We start from the raw sequence: 15,727 nt of genomic DNA on the forward strand, positions 1-15,727 counted from the left end.
TAATATGTAAATCGCTAATTCCTCTCCAAAGGATTTCGCATCGCAGGAAAGCGGCACGTTCGAGCCTCCCCGAAAGCATAGAAAACTATGCGATGTGAAAGACGCAGGAGATTAGCGCGTGCGCGGGCAAACCTCGCCTTCACCGAAGAAATAGGCGATTTCACGCGCGGCAGATTCAACGGAGTCGGAACCGTGAGTACCGTTCTCAGTGAAGCTATCAGCGTAGTCTGCACGCAGAGTACCCGCCAGCGCATTCGCCGGGTTGGTTGCACCCAGCAGATCACGGTGACGCTGCACAGCATTTTCGCTTTCCAGAACAGAAACAACGATCGGACCGGAGGTCATGAATTCAACCAGACCGTCAAAGAACGGCTTACCATCATGCTCAGCATAGAAGCCACGCGCCTGCTCAACGGTCAGGTGCAGCATTTTAGTACCGACAATTTTGAACCCTGCTGCTTCAAAGCGCGCAAAGATGCTCCCAATAACGTTTTTTGCCACCGCGTTTGGTTTGATGATGGAAAAAGTACGTTCAATAGCCATGATTACCTCTGAAAAAGATGTTTTGTTGTTGTTTACCTGGCGCGGATTATAAAGAGCATCCCGGCAATTGACTATTGACGAAGATAACATTTCTTTAAAATAAGATGAATTTTAGCAACAAAAGTCGCCTGGTGGTCTACTGCAACGAAAATCTCACCGTCGCCACCTGTCCGGCGTCATCCATCACCAGCAGTTGATAATCCCCTTTGGTCGCCAGCCGTAGCGTAAGACGGCGTCCGCGTTCATCCAGCCGTTCACCGTTAAGAAACCACCAGCGATCGCCAGTCCCACCGCTGGTTTGTACCGGCAATGAGGCCAGCACAGAGCCGGGTAAACGCTTCACGATCGCGCCATCACGAACCCCTGTCAACTGCAACGGCAGCGAAGCATCCTGCCCCAGCGGCGGACACGTGGCAGAAACCGGCGGTAATCTCGCCCCACGGCGCTCTGACTCCGGCAGCCATGGCTCCAGCGGTAAAGGCCAGACGATTAACGTTTGTTCGCGCGCCTGCGGGCAATCCGCCGCCACACGTTTGCCTTCATCATCCAGCCAGACGGGGAAACGAATGCCACTCACGCCCTCCTGTTCGGGCAATAACAACGTGGGCGGCTGGCTGCCGTCCAGCAGCCAGGTTGCCAGACGGCGTCGACAGTTGCTGTCTCCGGGCGCAAGTGACTGCCCGCCCGGCCAGCACACTACGCCGCGGCTAACGGATTCAGGGCGCGGATCCTCCGGCTGATTTGTCCCGCGAGAGAGCAAAAGATTATTGACCTGATTGAGCAGCGGCACGGCGCTGGCAAAACCAAACTGGCCCACCACCGGCGTACCGTCGGGTCTACCGGTCCAGATACCCATCACATAACGGGCGTTAACGCCAATCGCCCACGCATCGCGATAGCCATAACTGGTACCCGTTTTCCACGCCAGCGGAACCACTCTGCTCAGCGCGTTATCCGGCAGCGGTTGCGCTTCGTCAGCCATAATGCGGCGAATAATCCACGCCGCGCCTACCGACATCAACGGACGCTCCAGCAGTGGATCGTCTGGCTGCAGGCGCAGTTTTCCCGCTTTTCCCTGACGGGCAAAGGCACTGTACGCCGCCGCCATGTCTTCCAGTCTGGCCCCTGCCCCACCCAAAATCAGCGACAGATTCGGTGCGGCACCTGCGGGCAGATACAGCGGTAAGCCAACGTTACGTAACGATGCGGCAAAACGCTTCGGGCCATAGGTTTCAAGTACCTGCACGGCGGGTAAATTTAGCGAGCGCACCAGCGCTTCGCTCATACTCACCGGACCATGAAAACCACTGTCAAAATTCCCTGGTCGATAATCTCCGGTTCGACGCGGCACATCCTGCAACAATGAAGCAGGATGAATTAATCCGTCATCCAGCGCCAGACCATAGATAAACGGCTTCAGCACCGAGCCCGGCGAGCGGATCGCATTCACCATATCCACATGGCCAAAGCGGGAGTCGTCATTCATATCTACCGACCCCACCCAGCCACGCACGCTCATATCAGTGTGATCGACCACAATCATCGCCAGCGAACTGCGCGCAGGTAAGCGGCCCTTCCAGTTTTGCGCCAGCTCTTCCAGTTGGCGCTGCAATCCGGCGTCAAGGGTGGTCACGATTTTATCGCTCCGGCTTTTTCCCAGCATCATGCGCGAGAATAACGGCGCTAACTGCGGCATTTGTCTGGGCGCCAGCCAGACCGGTTCTTCGCGTGACTCCTGCACCTGTCTGGCAGGCCAAACGCCCTGCGTCGCCATGCGCTCAAGCACTTTATTGCGCGCCGCTTCAGCGCGGTCCGGCCAGCGGTCCGGGCGCAGACGGCTCGGTGCCTGCGGCAACACGGCCAGCAGCGCGGCATCGGAATAACTCAACTGTGCGGGTGATTTACCAAGGTAGGCCCAGCTCGCCGCCCCCACGCCCTGCAGCGTGCCGCCAAACGGCGCACGGTTAAGATATAGCGTCAGGATGTCGCGCTTAGAAAGATGCCATTCCAGCTGCAATGCGCGCCAGAGCTGGCGGAACTTGCCGCCGAAAGTTCGCGGGTGGGGATCGAGCAATCGTGCGACCTGCATGGTGAGCGTACTGCCGCCTGAAACGACGCGACCTGAGGAGAGGTCCTGCCATGCCGCGCGCAGCACTGAAAACGGATTGACGCCGGGATGTTTCCAGAACCAGCGGTCTTCGTAGTTGATTAACGCCTCAAGGTAACGGGGGGACACCTCATCAATAGTCACCGGATAACGCCAGATGCCGTCCGCGTCGGCGAAGCGCCATAGCGGCGTACCATCGTAAGCCACCACGACACGTGCCGGATCGACTTCGTGAAGCGGCAGCGGCCAGATTTTATCTGCCGCCCAAACCCCCGCTACCAGCAATAGCGCAACGGCTGCCAGCCAGAGCCAGCAGCCGCGTTTCCCCAACCCGCGCATCATTTACGGTCTGACAATCAAAAGCCCCTCTGTCGCACCGGTCGCGCGCCACTGCGGAACATACATTGACTCCACCTGCGGCACAGGAACCTGATAGGTCCCCGGCGTTACCGCCCGCGCCAGATAGACCAGCGTCACCGGCTGTCCTTCGTTGACCGCTACCGCGGCGACAAAGCGATCGTCACGGAACTCAACATGCTGGATATCCGCCTGCTGCATCTGATTGAGCAAATTCGCTACCTCGCTGCCGCTGTCCTGCAGGCTGGCGCTGCCGTTGGCCAGATTCTGGTTTTCCAGCTCCAGGCCGGCTGGCAGTAAGTCAACCACCAGCGCATCCGGTACATTCTGGCTGGCTTTTACCTCCAGCCAGACCAGTACCAGCTCGCCGCTGCGCAGAGAATCCAGCGCTTTGCTGTTCCCGTCGAGCCCCAGGATCTGACGCTCAATGTGCAGGACGTTGCTGGCAGGCGTCGGCGAGGTTTGCGGGTAACCACTCACATCCAGACGCAGCCACAGCGGCAGATTACCGGTATTGGTGACGTTCAGCGTAGACAGTGCGTCAGCATCCAGATTACGCGTTTGTGATTTCTCCCCGGCTAACGCCTGTTCAGAGAGTGACGTTTGCGCCTGCCTCGAGCCAGGCAAGTCCTGCAACGTACGCGCGGCAAGGAACAGCGCATTGTTTTCCTGAGTAGAGAGCCAGCGCTGCCCAAAGGCCTGTTCTGACAAGGTGTTCAGCAGCGTATTCTGCACGTCAGGTTTAAGCTTGTTCTCTTCCAACAATGCCAGCATCAGCGCGTTGTCACGTAGCTGACTGCCGTAATCCGCCATCCACTGCTGCGCATCGCGACGTGGCGTATTCAGCGCCAGCGTCAACGCTTGTTCACTGCGGTTGGCGTCGCCCATGTTTTTCAGCGCTATCCCCAGTTGCATCAGCGGTAAACCGGAAGCCGCCTGTGCACGACGCTCCCAGATCTCACGCAGCGCGCCGAGCGGGGCTTTCTGCTGACGAGCCAGCACCAGCGCGGCGTAGGCCTGTACGGCAAACCGGCTTGCTGATGCGCCGTCGGTATAGCGAATCGACATCATGCCCGGATCCTGCAAATAGCGCAGCAGCCGCTCGTTACCCCGGTTAATCACCTCTGCTGGAACGCTATAGCCTTGTTCATTCGCACGAACGAGGAAATCCATCACATACGCGGTCAGCCAGTACTCTTCCGACCCGTTCTTATCCCACAGCGCAAAACCGCCGTTATCACGCTGCATTTGCAGTAAACGAGAGATGCCAATCTCTACTGCCGCACGGCGTTTTTCATCACTGTCGCCCGCGATACCTAACGCCTTCAACTGCGCGGCATTAGTGTATAAGGATGGGAACAACCCGCTCGCCGTTTGCTCGAGGCAACCGTAAGGGTAAGCTTTCAGTTCACGGATATAGCGCGCCAGATTCAGCGGTGGTTTACCGCTGAACAGCAGTTGTCCTTGCATCGTCACAGGAGAGAAATTCGTCAGTTCTTCGCCCGGAAGCTGCCAGGTTGCGCCCGGCTGAAGTGCGACGCCGTAATTAACAGTTTGCGCCGGGAACGCCGGTCGCACGCCAATTTTCCACTGTTTATGCTGAACAGGCAGCGTTTCACCCGGTAGATTCAGACCGCTAATTTGCGCCTGAATTTCGCCATCGCCAAAGCCCTCCCGCGCACGCACCGGAATAAACAGCGTAGTCCGTACGCCTGGCGCCAGATTCACCGGGGCGGGATCTTGCCCCATCAGCTCCAGTAAACCGCTGGCCGCGAGATTAATAATCAGCGTTTGCGGTTTGTCAGTCAGGTTGGTCACGTCCAGCGTCAGGCGCGAGGTATCGCCCCCCGCCAGAAAGCGCGGCATGTTCAGTTCAGTAATTACCGGCGCGGCGACAATCACTTTGCTTTCGCTACTGCCAAAGTCATCCGCCGTCCAGGCTTGCGCCATTACCCGCAGCTCGCCGTTGAAATCACCAATTGGTAACGTCACCGTACCTTCGCCCTGCTCGTTAAGCGTCACCGGCAGCGCCTGTTGCGCCACGATATTGACGTGATTAACCGGTGGCTTGCCGCCGCGTTTTAACTCATCGCCATCACCACCAAAGCGCAGCGCCGCCAGACGTCCTTGCCCTTCGATCACCTGGCCGTAAATATCATAAATATCCGCGCCATAGCGTTTTTGCCCGAAAAACGCCTGCCACGGATCCGGCGTGGCGTAATCGGTAATGTTCAACACCCCGCTGTCAACGGCTGAGACCAGCACGTTAACCTGTTTTGGCACGTCGCCATTTTTAACGCTGGCTTTAATCTTGACGGTCAACGGCTGATTTGGACGCATTTTCGCCGGGCTTTCCAGCGCCAGCGCCAGACGACGGTTTTCATCGCCTAACGGCAAATGCAGTAAGCCGACTGCCCGCTTTGGCGTTGCCGAACGAGACTTGTCGCCAGGACGAACCACCAGCGCGCTGAGATACAAATCATGGCGATTCCAGGTTTTATCGACCGGGATGGAGATATCAAGACCATCCGTCGGTACGTCTATCTCTTGCCACCACAGCGGGCCTTCGCTGGACTCCACCATCGCGTAACCTTTGCCTGCAGCGGGTGCGGCAATGTGTAGCTTCATGGTATCGCCGGGACGATAGCCGGGTTTATCCAGTTTCAGGGTCACGCGATCGGGACGTACTGTCCCGCTGCCGTCGCTGTTATCCTGCCAGCTATAACCAGCCCAGAAGCGCACGCTGCTCACCGCATCATTCGGAGCTTTCACTTCCAGGCGATAGGCACCCCACTCGACAGGGAAGCTGACTTTACCGGTCTCATCGGCCTTAAGATCCAGGGTCTGCTCCCCCTCAACCAGATCTTTTTGATCGAACTGCGATTGCCAGCCCTCGTCTTCAGACCAGTTCCAGTAATAATCACGGCGTTCACGGATCAAACGCACCTGTAAACCGGACACCGCTTTTTTCTCGCCTTGCGCATCGGCATACACAATATCAAAAGCGGCATTGCTGTTTTCATCAACGCCAGGCTGATTGACGGTGGTATCGGTGCGGTAGTCATAAACGGCTTTCGCCGCAAACTGCGGACGAATACCTGGCAGAGTATCCGCAGGCCAGATGGCTTGTTCAACCCGACGCGTCACCGGACGGCCACCCGACTCCAGCAGACTGGCTTGCAGAATCACCTGTAACGGAGAATGCGTCTCCTGCCATTGGCTGCTGGTAGTCACTTCGCCGCGACCGTGGTCATCCAGCGTCAACTGAACCTCATCGAGGCTGCGAGAAAGATTTTCTTCGGCAATATTACCAAACTGGAACCCCGGTAATGCCTGCACCGCTTCCCGCAGCGGGCGCAGGAAAAGCTGCCCTTGCAGAGCATTGCCGTTGGCGGGCGCGCCATACAGGTAGTAGCCCACCACCGAGAACTTCACTTCATCAGTTGGAGCCACCGGCATTTTATTGGCGGTGAGATTGAGCGCCATCCGCTCAGGCATGAAATCTTCGACGTGGAAATCCCACATCCGCGACTGGTTATCGCCAGTATTGGCACGAATATGCCACATGCCAGTTGGCGCGCTGCTGTCCAGCGGCCAGCTAAAGCGATACAGACCGTTTTCCGGCTGGCTCACTACCGAGCGTAACACCTGTCCGTCGGGCTTAACGACCTCCAGCTTCACCGGCTGGTCAGGCAGCGTTTTGCCGTCGCTATCTCGCAGTAATCCGTTGAGGATCACCGTTTCGCCAGGGCGATAGAGGTCACGGGGGCCAAACATAAAGAACTGCTTGCTGTATCCCGGCGCGCCGGCAATATCAAATTCAGCCAGATCCAACGCCGGGAGCTTCAGGTCCAGCAGCGTGGTTTGCCCGTCTTTACGGGCCAGCAATAAGGCCGCGTCTTTATCGGTTTCCAGCTTGACGTGACCCTGCGCGTCACTGGTAGCCTGCGCCAGCGTCTGCCCTTTTTCGTTGAGTAACGTGACCTCAATACCCTGCTGCGCAGCGCCGTTTTCCAGACTCTGCGTAAAGACATCCAGTTGATTGTGGTAACGGTGCGCAGAGACACCAATGTCACTGAGCGTAAACAGCGTAGCAGCATTGCTGTAGTTATAGTGTCCGGCCTGATTCATCACCGCAATGTAAACGCCTGCTTGCTGCAACGGCTTGATATCGCTCAGTGGCAGTAGCAGCTTCTCTCGGGTATTACGCGCAGGATTGAGGTCAAAGCGTCCGGTATAAACCAGTTCCGCCATTTTCAACAGATTGTCTGACTCCCAGTTTGACAACGAATTACGGTATTCCCACTGGCTGACAAACGCACCGAGCGATTCAGGCTTCACGCGAAAGAAGTTCACATCCACACTATTAACGTTAAGGGCCATCACCGGTAACCCTTCAATCACTTTTCCCGGCAGCAGCGAGCCGCGACTAGCGAACCCTACGCTTGGCTGGACGTCGCGGGTGGTAATGTTTTTTTCATAATCGATAGCGAACGTCGCTTTATTCAGCGCCAGCAAATCACGCTCAATGGTAACCACCAGTTCCCGGTTAGGTTCGAGATGGCGTAAGCGTAGCTCTTTTAGATTTGGCGCCAGCTCCCAGGCACCATCCACTTTGCCGCTTTTTTTATCAACAACGTGCACTACGCGAGAAAAATCTTGTTCCGGATCGAGGGGAATGGAAAAGGTCAAAACAAGCGTTGCCGCGCCGTCGAGTTGGACCTCGGAGGCATCAAGCAGCGTCAGCGACTTACCCTGGCTTTGCTGAATCAGCTTTTGTAATTGGGCCTTATCTTTTGCTGGCGCAGTCTGCGGTGCAGGCGCATCAGGCTTCGCAGCCGTCGGTGATTTTTCGTTATTATTATCGCACCCAACCAGTGCCAGCATCAGCATACAGGCCGCTACGCGTAAATGTTTCATTTTTCATCCCTGGCCGTAGTGGCCCGTTAGCTACGTAGAACAACTATTATGCGTCAGATTTTCGGCTGTGGAAGCCAGTAACTGTTCTACGTTGTCCTATTTTTCGTGATTAATGTGGATTCGCCTGACAAATCAGCCTCTTTTACTTGTCGCATTGCACTAAACATCCGACAATTTGCCAAAACCTGGTAAAAATGGAGATGCCTATGACCACCGCCTTTTTTGTCGCTGCCGACTGGCTTGCCGAACACATTGACGACCCGGAAATACAAATTCTTGATGCCCGGATGGCACCTCCAGGACAGGAAGATCGCGATGTTGGCGAGGAGTATCGCGCGGGCCATATTCCTGGCGCAGTCTTTTTTGATATTGAAGCGCTTTCCGACCATACGTCACCGCTACCGCATATGATGCCGCGACCGGAAGCCTTTGCCGTAGCGATGCGCGAATTGGGCGTTCATCAGGATAAACACCTGGTTGTCTACGATGATGGCAACCTGTTTTCCGCGCCGCGCGCATGGTGGATGCTGCGGACATTTGGTGTCGAGAATGTCTCCATTCTGGCGGGCGGTCTGGCTGGCTGGCAGCGCGATGAGCTAATGCTCAAAGAAGGAAATGAGGATTTACCGGAAGGTGAATTTAACGTGGCATTTACGCCTGAAGCGGTTGTGCGCGTTACCGACGTACTGCTGGCCAGTCATGAAAAAACAGCGCAGATCGTCGATGCCCGACCGGCTGCGCGTTTTAATGCCGAAGTTGACGAGCCGCGTCCGGGCCTCAAGCGTGGCCATGTGCCTGGTGCGCTTAACGTACCGTGGACAGAGCTGGTTCGTGACGGTGAACTGAAAACTACCGACGAACTGGATGCTATTTTCTTCAGCCACGGCGTAAGCTTTGACCGCCCCATTATCGCCAGCTGCGGCTCAGGCGTCACGGCGGCGGTGGTTGTGCTGGCGCTTGCCACACTGGGCGTTTCTAACGTCGCATTGTATGACGGTGCATGGAGCGAATGGGGCGCGCGTAACGATTTACCGGTAGAACCGGCCGCCCATAATCCCTCTGCTTAACCCTCCCCCTGCTGTTACCCCGCTCACAACGCATAACGTTACATGTAACGTTATGCGTCATTTGTTTTTAAAACAAACAGATAGCTAGAATTCTCCCCTTTGACGCTGCTAACTTTGTCCTGTTTTCGCACTCTGATGTGCGGTTCATATAAGAGAGAACATGATGAAAAGAGCTGTCAATGCCCTACAAAATTTTGGCAAATCGCTCTATGGTCCGGTGCTCATTCTCCCGATCGTGGGCTTATTCATTGCCTTCGGTAACGTCCTTAGCAATGGCAATCTTGCGCAATATTTACCTTTTCTCGCTCATCCCATTTTACAAAACAGTGGTCAGTTAATTGCGAAATCCGCCGTATCTGTACTGGCAAATCTGGCGCTGGTTTTCGCCGTCGGCATTCCCATTGGCCTTGCCACCCGTGATAAAGGTTATGCGGCCTTGACAGGTCTTGTCGCTTTTATTGTTTTTATCAACGCGATGAACGTCACGCTTCAGCTACGCGGCGATCTGGTTGCGACGGATCAGATGCGCGGTGCGGGTCAGAGTATGGTGCTTGGCGTGCAGGTGCTGGAGATGGGCGTTTTTGCCGGGATTTTGCTGGGCGTCGTGGCAGGTTATCTCTATAACCGCTATTCCGGCGTGCAGTTCAGCGGTGCGATGGCGATTTACTCAGGCCACTGTTTCGTCGCCATCATTATTCTGCCCACCTCAATGCTTCTCGGCGTAGCGATGAGCGAACTGTGGCCTTTCGCTCAGCATGGCATCAGTACCATGGCGTTGACCATTAAAGACGCTGGACCTTACGGCGTCGCTATTTACGGTTTTCTTGAACGCATTCTGGTGCCGACCGGACTACACCACCTGGTTTACACGCCGTTTCTGTATACCGAACTGGGCGGCACTGCCGAGGTTTGCGGTAATGTGTATCAGGGGGCGCGCAACATCTATTTCGCCGAGATGGCCTGTCCGACAGTGGCACAGCTCAGCAATACGGTGGTGTGGGACGCTCGCGGCATCAGTAAAATGTTTGGCCTGCCTGCCGCCGCGCTGGCTATGTATATGACGGCCACGCCACAGCGCAGGGCTGCCGCGAAGGCCATTCTGCTCCCCGCCGCACTGACCTCATTACTGGTCGGCGTCACCGAGCCCATTGAGTTTTCCTTCCTGTTTGTCGCTCCGCTGCTGTTTGTGGTACACGCGGTGCTGACCGGCATCGGCATGATGCTGTTTTCTCTGCTGGATGTTCACGCCATAGGCGCCAACGGCGTCATTGACTTCATTCTCTACAACCTGCCGCTGGGCGTCGAAAAGGCTAACTGGCCGATGTACATCGCGGTCGGGATGATGATGTTCGTTCTCTACTTCGTCATCTTTCGCTTTCTTATCCGCTATTTCGATATGAAAACGCCAGGTCGTGAGGAGGACGCGCGGGAGACACGTTTGTACAGCAAAAAAGATTATCAGGCAAAAGGCCGCGATGATTCTGGCGAAGCCATTATTGCCGGGCTGGGCGGTCGCGCCAATATTGAAGTGGTTGATAACTGTTACACCCGTCTGCGCGTCACCGTGAAAGATATCGCCATCATCAACGAGCCGCAGCTCAAAGCGACCGGCGCGAAAGGCGTCATTAAACAAGGTAATAACGTTCAGGTGGTCTACGGACTGCACGTTAAGAAAATGCGAGAAGCCGTAGAGGCGTTTCTCTGAAGGAGCCAATCATGTTTACCCCCCCTTTTATTTTATCCATTGCTGGCGGTGGAAGCACTTATACGCCCGGGATTGTCAAAAGTCTGATGGTGCGTCTTGCCGATTTTCCGCTGGCTGAAATTCGTCTGTATGACATTGACGAAGCACGTCAAAGCACCATTGCACCGGTGGTTGAAAAAGTGATCCGCGATCACAGCCAGTCAATTAAATTTACCGTAACCCGCGATGCGCAAACGGCCTTTCGCGGGGCGCATTTTATTTTCTCGCAGATGCGCGTAGGCCAGTACAAAATGCGCGAGCTGGACGAAAAAATCCCGTTAAAACACGGCGTCGTCGGCCAGGAGACCTGCGGCCCCGGTGGTTTAGCCTACGGGCTACGCACCATTCTGCCGATGGTGGAGCTAATCGATCTGGTCGAACGTTTTGCCGATAAAGCGGCGTGGATTGTCAATTACGCCAATCCGGCGGCGATTGTGGCAGAGGGGGTACGTCGCTTACGCCCGAACGCACGGGTTCTCAATATTTGTGATATGCCGGTCGCTGCAATGCGTAACATGGGTGCGATTCTGGGCGTTGACCGTCATAAGCTGGAGGTGGACTACTTCGGCCTTAACCACTTTGGCTGGTTTACCCGCGTGCGGGTTGATGGCGAAGACCAGCTCCCGGCGTTACGGCGGCATATCGCTAAATTCGGCCTGCTGACAGAAGATGCCGCACAAACGGATCCGCAGCATGCCGATCCTTCATGGGTCAAAACATGGCGTAACATCAAGCCGATCATGGACAACTTCCCGGAATATCTGCCGAATCCGTATTTACAGTATTACCTGATGTCGGAACAGATCGTGGCCCATCAGGATCCAGACCACACCCGGGCCAACGAAGTGATGGAGGGGCGTGAGAAGAAATTATTCGCCGCGGCTCAGAAATACCAGAGCACGGGGATTTTGCCCGATGCGTTTCACGTCGGAGTTCACGGCGCGTTTATCGTTGATGTCGCCTGTAGCCTGGCTTTTGATTTACGCCAGCGTCACCTGGTGATTGTTGAAAACAGAGGCGCGATTGCCAATCTGCCCTATGACGCGATGGTCGAAGTACCTGCGTACATCACTTCACAGGGAGCTGAACCGGTTCGCATGGGGGCAGTACCGTTGTTTCACCAGACGCTGCTGATGCAACAGCTGGCCTCAGAGCAACTGCTGGTTGAGGCCGCCATTGAAGGCAGCTACGAGAAGGCACTACAGGCTTTCACGCTGAACCGGACGGTGCCAACCATGGTACATGCCAAAACCCTCCTTGATGAGATGATCGAGGCTAACCGGGACTACTGGCCAGCGCTGAAAAAAGCCTGGCAGGAGGGGGAATTGCGCTAAAGTCTGGTGCGGAAGACTTGTCGGTGTGGATGAAAACACCGACAATTCCGCGAATTGATGAAAACGGAGGCCCAATGACTATCCCATATTTCTCCCTTCCTGCCCGGCAAGTGAAACCGGCCTGATCATGGACAACCGGCTTGCCTCTCTGCTGACACGCGGAGAACCGCTTACCCGCGCAGAGTACCGTGTGCTGGCGCACCTGACACAGCATCCGCTGCTGGTAGGTAACATCACGGTACGTGAGCTGGCCCAGGCGACTTTTGTTTCCACCGCCACCATTATGCGCTTGTGTCAGAAACTGGGCTTCAGCGGTTTCAGCGAGTTTATATGGCACTGCAAACAGCTGCTCTCCGATACGCCGCACATCGCAGCGCAGGCCGCGGAGAGCGGCGAGTTACCGGCGATGCTTAGCCGTTTCATCGCCAACTATCAGCTTACTTTTCAATGGAATACCCAGGAAAAACGTCGCCATTTTGTTGATTTATTACGGCAAAAAGAGAGTTTCTTTCTGTATGGCGCCGGATTTTCCTATCTATTTGCGGAGTATCTGACCAAAAAATTGCAGGTTCTCGGTAAGACCGCTTTTATTTCCGGGCCAGGCGACAGCCGGAACATCTTTCTCAGTAATGCCGCCCGCTATCAGGTATTCGTCGCGGTGTCACGCAGCGGCGAAACGGAACAGGTTATTGATAAAGTCAGGATTGCGCAAAACGTTGGCATGACGATTGTGGCCTTTACCCGTGCGTCGGCCAATTCGCTGGCGGGCATGGCGGATTTGCACTTTGCGCTATATGACGAAGCGGTACACTTTGCCGCGGAGGCCGCCGGAGTGACCTCTTTTGAATCGAATCTGGTGCTACTCATGGATTTGTTGCTGCTGGAAGCAACGGGGTGAGCGCTCACCCCGAATGCCTCAGATAATCCGGTTCTGTTTGAAGTCGCGCAGGAAACCGCCCCAGCGGCGTTCGTAGAACGGTGCGATGTGCTCAGTGATAAAGTGACTCACGCCCTTCTCACCTTTCTTCACCTGGCAGATATCAATGGGTTCATCACCCGGCAACGTATCGGTCGCGACGCTACCCGCAGCATGGATGATCTCTTCAATATCACCTTCAGCTTCAATACCAATCAGCAGATTCGGCTGGGCTTCCGCACTTTCTTTGATTGAGCAGAGAAATGCGCGTTTTACCGGCTTAATGGTTTTAAACAGCGTGGTCAGTGAGTCAATCATCTGCGCCGGAGGTTCAGCGACTTCAGAAAGGATCAGCGATTCACCACCTTCCAGTACTTCCTGGGTGCTTAGCGGATTACCCTCTTCCCCCATCAGCAGGCTGATTTCACGCGGCATAAACTCTTTGCCGGTCGGCAGTTTAGCGTTGAGAAAGAGCGTTTCGCCAAGCGTCATTTCAAATAGCGTACGCACCGGCATAACGACAAATGCTTGCTCATCTTCAACCGCCTGTTGCAGGGCTTCCAGGGAGGTGAAGAACGGGATCACGGTCGTGCCGTCTTCTTTTTCCCAGTGCTGAAGGTCGAGGGCGCTGTCTTCAACCACCGCCTCGCCTTCTGCGGCAGTACCCGGCACCCAGACGGTGGATTCCAGTAATGTACGGAAAAATGCCGGACGATGCGCAGGCTCTGTCGCTGCTTGCTCCAGCAACGTTTCTAATTCATTTTTTGTTTCGGACATAAGTATCACAAATTGGATGAATACATGTATGCCGGATAAGCGTAGCGCCATCCGGCAATACAGTCATGAATTATGCGGTCAGCAGATTCGCGATGGTGCGCACACCCAGACCGGTTGCGCCCGCAGACCACTGCTCAACCGGCGCTTTGCGATAGGTTGCAGAGCAATCGATGTGCAGCCAGCCTTGCTGGTAATTTTCCACGAAATGGGACAGGAAGCCCGCCGCGGTGCTTGCACCCGCTGGGTAGGCCGCACTGCCGGTATTATTCAGCTCAGCAAAATTTGACGGCAGTTGACTACGGTGGAACTCTGCCAACGGCAAACGCCAGAACGGCTCGTTTTCTTGCGCCGCACTTGCCAACAAACGCGCGGCCAGTTGGTCATCAAAGCTAAACAGCGCGTGGTAATCGTTGCCCAGTGCGGTTTTCGCCGCGCCGGTCAGCGTGGCAGCATCAATGATCAATTCAGGTTTTTGCGCGCTGGCATCGATCAGGCCATCGGCCAACACCAGACGCCCTTCAGCATCGGTATTCATCACTTCAACTTTTTTACCGTTGCGATAGTGAATGATATCGCCAAGCTTAAAGGCGTTGCCGCTGATCAGGTTATCCGCGCAGCACAGATACAGCTTCACACGCTTGTTCAGGCCACGGGTGATGGCAAACGCCAGCGCGCCAGTGACCGTTGCCGCACCGCCCATATCGGACTTCATTGAGTCCATAAATGCGCTTTGCTTGATGCTGTATCCGCCGGAGTCAAAGGTAATTCCCTTGCCAACCAGGCAGGCATAAACTGGAGCTTCTTTGTCGCCAGTCGGGTTGTAATCGAGCGCCAGCAACACCGGCGGACGTTCAGAGCCTCGACCTACGGTATGCAGCCCCATGTAGTTCTGCTCGCGCAGATCTTCACCTTTGGTGATACGGTACGAGACGTTGTCGCAGGCCACGCCGCACAGCAGGTCTACCGCGCGTTGCGCCAGCTGTTCCGGGCCCAGCTCTTCTGCAGGTGCGTTAATGGTATCGCGCACCCAGTCAATAATCTTCAGACGGTTATCCAGCTCTTTGCGCTGCGCCTCGTCCAGAGCGGCCCACTCAACTTTGCGGGTGCCTTTTGGTCCTTTGTAACCCTGCCAGAACGCCCAGCTACGTTCGGTATCCCAGCCTTCACCATCCAGTTGGACATGTTTAATACCCAGGCCGTCAATTTTACGCGCGGCGCGCTGGATAAGGCTGAGATCATCTTTTCCGTTCAGGTGCAGGGTAATACCGTCATTATTAATGCTGTATGTCGCCTTTTCACCCCAGCGAGCGTCAGCGGGTTGCGTGGAAAGCGTAATTTTCATGGCTTCTGTCATTTTATTTATCCTTATTTCGCGCATACAGGAAAACGGGCCACCCGTGGGCAGCCCGTTGACTTATTCGGCTTCGTCCAGCCAGACCAGTAAAATGGCCTCAAGGATTTTTTCGTTCGATGCCTGTGGATCATCATCGAACTCTTCCAGGTCACAGATCCATTGGTGCAGATCGGTGAAACGAACGGTCTTGGGATCGAGATCGGGGAACGCGTCGTACAGCGCCTCGCCGATTTCGCGGCTATCGGTCCACTTCAGTCCCATACTACCCTCTGTTAATGCTCACGTGCATGATTGATTGTGTAACGTGGGATTTCGACCACTAAATCGTCCTCGGTTACCCGTGCCTGACAGCTTAAACGGCTCTCCGGCTCCAGTCCCCAGGCTTTATCCAGCATGTCGTCTTCTTCTTCTGTGCTTTCCGGCAAAGAATCAAAACCTTCACGTACAATGCAGTGGCAGGTCGTGCAGGCACAGGATTTTTCACAGGCGTGTTCAATCTCGATACCGTTACGCAGGGCAACGTCGAGAATGGTTTCGCCGGTCTCAGCTTCCAGAACTGCGCCATCGGGACAGAGATCCTGATGAGGCAAAATAACAATCTTTGGCAT

Annotated in this window: 11 protein-coding genes; 4 read left to right on the forward strand and 7 right to left on the reverse strand. The window is 55.4% G+C overall.

Annotation, left to right across the window (positions count from 1 at the left end; genetic code table 11):
• Nucleotides 1–111 precede the first annotated feature (111 nt).
• The 3 genes from ndk to OGV52_RS00840 all read right to left on the reverse strand — a co-directional run bounded on the left by ndk (nt 112) and on the right by OGV52_RS00840 (nt 7,927).
• A complete protein-coding gene (gene ndk / locus OGV52_RS00830) occupies nt 112–543 on the reverse strand; it encodes a nucleoside-diphosphate kinase (RefSeq protein WP_003037710.1) in 432 nt (143 codons plus the stop codon).
• A gap of 136 nt (nt 544–679) precedes the next feature.
• On the reverse strand, nt 680–2,992 hold the full coding sequence (pbpC, locus tag OGV52_RS00835) for a peptidoglycan glycosyltransferase PbpC (protein ID WP_287107943.1): 2,313 nt from the start codon (nt 2,990–2,992) through the stop codon (nt 680–682).
• Complete coding sequence (locus tag OGV52_RS00840; protein WP_287107944.1) at nt 2,993–7,927, reverse strand: alpha-2-macroglobulin family protein; 4,935 nt, start codon at nt 7,925–7,927, stop codon at nt 2,993–2,995.
• Nucleotides 7,928–8,133: 206 nt separating this feature from the next.
• Between OGV52_RS00840 and sseA the strand changes: the two genes are divergently transcribed.
• From sseA to OGV52_RS00860, 4 genes are all read left to right on the forward strand, one after another.
• On the forward strand, nt 8,134–8,994 hold the full coding sequence (gene sseA / locus OGV52_RS00845; protein ID WP_047501573.1) for a 3-mercaptopyruvate sulfurtransferase: 861 nt from the start codon (nt 8,134–8,136) through the stop codon (nt 8,992–8,994).
• Nucleotides 8,995–9,157: 163 nt separating this feature from the next.
• Nucleotides 9,158–10,699, forward strand: a complete 1,542-nt coding sequence (locus OGV52_RS00850) for a PTS transporter subunit EIIC (RefSeq protein ID WP_016157133.1) — start codon at nt 9,158–9,160, stop codon at nt 10,697–10,699.
• A gap of 11 nt (nt 10,700–10,710) precedes the next feature.
• Nucleotides 10,711–12,072, forward strand: a complete 1,362-nt coding sequence (locus OGV52_RS00855) for a 6-phospho-alpha-glucosidase (RefSeq protein WP_200051627.1) — start codon at nt 10,711–10,713, stop codon at nt 12,070–12,072.
• 127 nt (nt 12,073–12,199) lie between these two features.
• Nucleotides 12,200–12,970 carry a MurR/RpiR family transcriptional regulator gene (locus OGV52_RS00860; protein ID WP_016157135.1) on the forward strand — a complete coding sequence of 257 codons (771 nt, stop codon included), beginning with the start codon at nt 12,200–12,202 and terminating at the stop codon, nt 12,968–12,970.
• Between the two features lie 18 nt (nt 12,971–12,988).
• Here OGV52_RS00860 and sseB read toward each other — a convergent pair whose 3' ends face one another.
• The 4 genes from sseB to fdx all read right to left on the reverse strand — a co-directional run bounded on the left by sseB (nt 12,989) and on the right by fdx (nt 15,727).
• The gene (sseB, locus tag OGV52_RS00865; protein ID WP_016157136.1) at nt 12,989–13,765 is read right to left on the reverse strand and encodes an enhanced serine sensitivity protein SseB; all 777 of its coding nucleotides are present in this window, start codon (nt 13,763–13,765) and stop codon (nt 12,989–12,991) included.
• Between the two features lie 70 nt (nt 13,766–13,835).
• Nucleotides 13,836–15,119 (reverse strand): aminopeptidase PepB, encoded by a 1,284-nt coding sequence (gene pepB, locus OGV52_RS00870; RefSeq protein ID WP_016157137.1) that lies wholly within the window; start codon nt 15,117–15,119, stop codon nt 13,836–13,838.
• A 60-nt stretch (nt 15,120–15,179) separates the two neighbouring features.
• A complete protein-coding gene (gene iscX / locus OGV52_RS00875; protein WP_003037694.1) occupies nt 15,180–15,380 on the reverse strand; it encodes a Fe-S cluster assembly protein IscX in 201 nt (66 codons plus the stop codon).
• Between the two features lie 11 nt (nt 15,381–15,391).
• Complete coding sequence (gene fdx, locus OGV52_RS00880) at nt 15,392–15,727, reverse strand: ISC system 2Fe-2S type ferredoxin (RefSeq protein ID WP_003037690.1); 336 nt, start codon at nt 15,725–15,727, stop codon at nt 15,392–15,394.

It is taken from the genome of Citrobacter sp. Cb041 (genome assembly GCF_030336655.1).
In the GTDB taxonomy this organism is placed as follows: domain Bacteria; phylum Pseudomonadota; class Gammaproteobacteria; order Enterobacterales; family Enterobacteriaceae; genus Citrobacter; species Citrobacter braakii.

Excerpts from the sequence above, each read along its gene's own strand:
- ndk (WP_003037710.1), bottom strand. The coding sequence starts at position 543 with ATGGCTATTGAACGTACTTTTTCCATCATCAAACCAAACGCGGTGGCA.
- pbpC (WP_287107943.1), bottom strand. The coding sequence starts at position 2,992 with ATGATGCGCGGGTTGGGGAAACGCGGCTGCTGGCTCTGGCTGGCAGCC.
- OGV52_RS00840 (WP_287107944.1), bottom strand. The coding sequence starts at position 7,927 with ATGAAACATTTACGCGTAGCGGCCTGTATGCTGATGCTGGCACTGGTT.
- sseA (WP_047501573.1), top strand. The coding sequence starts at position 8,134 with ATGACCACCGCCTTTTTTGTCGCTGCCGACTGGCTTGCCGAACACATT.
- OGV52_RS00850 (WP_016157133.1), top strand. The coding sequence starts at position 9,158 with ATGAAAAGAGCTGTCAATGCCCTACAAAATTTTGGCAAATCGCTCTAT.
- OGV52_RS00855 (WP_200051627.1), top strand. The coding sequence starts at position 10,711 with ATGTTTACCCCCCCTTTTATTTTATCCATTGCTGGCGGTGGAAGCACT.
- OGV52_RS00860 (WP_016157135.1), top strand. The coding sequence starts at position 12,200 with ATGGACAACCGGCTTGCCTCTCTGCTGACACGCGGAGAACCGCTTACC.
- sseB (WP_016157136.1), bottom strand. The coding sequence starts at position 13,765 with ATGTCCGAAACAAAAAATGAATTAGAAACGTTGCTGGAGCAAGCAGCG.
- pepB (WP_016157137.1), bottom strand. The coding sequence starts at position 15,119 with ATGACAGAAGCCATGAAAATTACGCTTTCCACGCAACCCGCTGACGCT.
- iscX (WP_003037694.1), bottom strand. The coding sequence starts at position 15,380 with ATGGGACTGAAGTGGACCGATAGCCGCGAAATCGGCGAGGCGCTGTAC.
- fdx (WP_003037690.1), bottom strand. The coding sequence starts at position 15,727 with ATGCCAAAGATTGTTATTTTGCCTCATCAGGATCTCTGTCCCGATGGC.